Source organism: Geomonas sp. (genome assembly GCF_035254065.1).
Taxonomy (GTDB): Bacteria; Desulfobacterota; Desulfuromonadia; order Geobacterales; family Geobacteraceae; genus Geomonas.
In genome coordinates, this window is the sequence record NZ_DATFBA010000197.1 from 1 (window position 1) to 3473 (window position 3473).

Annotated in this window: 2 protein-coding genes; both read left to right on the top strand. The window is 64.8% G+C overall.

The features are described 5' to 3' along the window. Positions 1-77 precede the first annotated feature (77 nt). Positions 78-2408 carry a hybrid sensor histidine kinase/response regulator gene (locus VJ604_RS09460; RefSeq protein ID WP_324081914.1) on the top strand — a complete coding sequence of 777 codons (2331 nt, stop codon included), beginning with the start codon at positions 78-80 and terminating at the stop codon, positions 2406-2408. Next, a partial coding sequence (locus VJ604_RS09465) for a sigma-54-dependent transcriptional regulator (protein WP_324081916.1) occupies positions 2401-3473 on the top strand: 1073 nt, incomplete at its 3' end. The genes VJ604_RS09460 and VJ604_RS09465, both read left to right, overlap by 8 nt.

Consider the following 3473-nt stretch of genomic DNA (forward strand, 5'->3'; position numbering starts at 1 on the left):
AATATGATATACTCCATCTGGCTTGACCGCTCTCTTTGATCAAGGCTGATCCAATGTTGCAGCTTGAGGAGGGATGCATGAAGCAATCGTACTTCAGCAGAAGACTGACTCCCCTCAATATCACCGTTGTCTATGCGGTCATCGGAGTGGCCTGGGGGGCAGTATCCTGCATCTTTCCAGCCGCCCTGAAACATCACGCCGACCTCTCCACGTTGCTCGATGAGTCGGTCAGCCACGCCTTCTTCATTCTGGTCACCGCAGCGCTGTTGTACATACTGATCAGGCGCAGCGAAACAGAGACCACCCGGGGAAGGGAGTCCCTTTCCAGGGTGAACCGCGCCCTCAAGACCTTCAGCGGCTGCAACCAGGCGCTGGTCCGCGCGACCGGCGAGCTGCAGCTCATGAAGGACATCTGCCGCACCATCGTTGAGGTGGGCGGGTACCGGCTCGCCTGGGTGGGGATCGCCGAGCACGACGACTGGAAGACGGTTCGCCCGGTGGCCCAGTGGGGCGACCGCGACGGCTACCTGACCAACCTCGACATGAGCTGGGCCGACATCGACCGAGGCCGCGGTCCCACCGGCACCGCCATCCGCACCGGCACCACCAGGGTGGTCCAGAACATCCTGTTCGACCCCTCCTGGGCGCTGTGGCGGGATGAGGCGTTGCGGCACGGCTTCGCGGCCTCCATTTCGCTTCCCCTTATGAACGACGGGCATCCGCTGGGGGCGCTGGTCATCTTCGCCGCCGAGAAGCGCGCTTTCGGCAAGGAGGAGGTGAAGCTCCTGGAGGAGCTGGCCCAGGATCTTTCCTTCGGCATCGCCACCTTGCGCATGAACGCGGAGCGGAAGAAGGGCGAGAAGGCGAGAAAGCTCCTGGCCAAGGTGGTCGAGCAGTCCATGGAAGGGATCATCCTGGTGGACAGCGACGGGACCATCGAGTACGCCAATCCCGCCATCATGAACATCACCGGCCACCCCCCTCAGGAGATGATGGGGAAAAACATCGGCGACCTGGAAAAGGACGAGCAGATCGGGGAGTTCTACCGCTCCATCTGGACCGCTCTCTCCGAGGGGCACGAACGGACCGGCCACTTCATCCAGAAGGGGACCGACGGCGACTTCTACGAGGTCGATGCCAGGCTCTGGTCTCTTTCCGACAGTTCGGGCGCGGTAAGCAACCATGCGGTCGCCATCCGGGACGTGACCAACGAGGTGCATCTCGAGCGCCAGCTGCGGCAGGCGCAGCGGATGGAAGCGATCGCCACCCTCGCCGGGGGGATCGCCCATGACTTCAACAACAACCTCGCCTCCATCATCACCTGCACCGAGATGGCGCGCGACGACCTCCCCGAGGAGAGCCCGCTCAGGGAACTGCTCGACGTGGTGCTGAAATCGAGCTACCGCGGCCGGAAGCTGGTCAAGCAGATCCTCACCTTCTGCTGCCAGGGGGAGCAGGAGCGGCAGCCGGTGCAGATCGAGCCGATCCTCAGCGAGTGCCTGAACCTGCTGCGCGGCTCCTTCTCAAGCTCCATCAACGTAAGCACGCACCTGGCCGACCACCTCGGCCTGATCATGGGGGACCCGACCCAGATCCACCAGATCATCATGAACCTGGCGACCAACGCGATCCACGCCATGCGGGTCAAGGGGGGGACCCTCGAGATCAGCGCGGAGAACGTCGGCCTCGACACCGCCGCGGCCACCAGCGGCCCGGACCTCCCCTCCGGCTGCTACCTGAAGCTGACCGTCAAGGACACCGGGCAGGGGATGGACGAGAAGACCATGGAGCGGATCTTCGATCCCTTCTTCACCACCAAGGGGCACTCCGAAGGGACCGGCCTCGGGCTCTCGGTGGTGCACGGCATCGTGAGAAACCACGGCGGCGCCATCACGGTGAGCAGCAAACCGGGGGCGGGCGCCACCTTCGAGGTGTACCTGCCGCGCATCGAGCAGGCTGGGAAGGACGAGACCGTCGAGGCGGAAACCGCGGCCCCGGTGGGCAACGAGCGGATACTGTTCGTGGACGACGAGGAGGAGCTGGTCTTCGCCGGCAAGAAGATGCTGGAGCGGCTGGGGTACCAGGTGGTGATCGGCCGCAACGGCGAGGACGCCTTGCAGCTCTTCCGTGAACAGCCGGGGAGCTTCGACCTGGTGATCACCGACCAGACCATGCCCAAGATGACCGGGACCGAGCTGACCCGGGAGATCATGCAGATCCGCCCCGACATCCCGGTCATCCTCTGCACGGGATTCGGTCCCACCGTGGAGAAGGCGCTGCAGGGGCTGGAGCAGGATGCCTCCGGCATCAAGGAAGTGGCGTTGAAGCCGTTCAACAGGCAGGAGCTTGCCGGGGTCATCCGGCGGGTGCTCAACAAGGGGGAGGAGGAGCAAAGGGCCAATGGCTAGAATCCTGATCATCGATGACGAAGAGACCATGTGCCAGTCCATGTCGCTGATCGGCAAGCGAAGCGGCCACGAGGCGGTGTGCGAGAGGACGCTGCGGCAAGGGGTGGCCAGGGCGTCGGCGGAACCGTTCGACGTCGTCTTTCTGGACGTGAAGCTCCCGGACGGCAACGGCCTCGACGTGATCCCCGAGCTGGCAAAGGCGCCGGGGCACCCGGAGATCATCATCATGACCGGCTTCGGCGACCCGCGCGGCGCCGAGCTGGCCATCAACAGCGGGGCCTGGGACTACATCGAGAAAGGCTCCTCGGCCAAGGACATCACCCTTTCCCTGACCCGTGCGCTCGAGTACCGCAAACAGAAGGTCTCCCTCTCCTCCCAGGCCGCGGTGGTCTCCCTTAAGCGCGACAACATCATCGGCAACAGCGCGAAGCTCACCGCCTGCCTCGACCAGGTCGCGCGCGCCGCGGGAAGCGATGCAGGTGTCCTGATCCTGGGAGAGACCGGCTCGGGGAAGGAGCTCCTCGCCCGCGCCGTGCATCAGAACAGCAAGCGGGCCGACAAGCAGTTCGTGGTGGTCGACTGCGCGAGCCTCCCCGATACCCTGGTGGAGAGCCTGCTGTTCGGGCACGAGAAAGGGGCTTTCACCGGCGCCGAGCGCGCCCGGGAGGGGCTGGTAGGCGAGGCCAACGGCGGGACGCTGTTCCTGGACGAGGTGGGTGAGCTCCCCCTGGCCGCGCAGAAGGCGTTCTTGAGGGTCCTGCAGGAGCGCCGCTACCGTCCGGTGGGGAGCCAGCGGGAACTGGAAAGCGACTTCCGGCTGGTGGCGGCGACCAACCGCAACCTGGTGCAGATGGTGGAGGCCGGCCAGTTCAGAAACGATCTCCTGTTCCGTCTCTCCACCTTCGTCATCGAGCTGCCGCCGCTCAGGGAGCGCCAGGACGACATCAAGGACCTGGCCCGCTACTTCATGGACAAGTTCTGCGAGCGCTACGGGCTCTCCCCCAAGGGGAGCTGCCCCGAGTTCATCGACATGCTGCTCGCCTACAGCTGGCCCGGCAACATCCG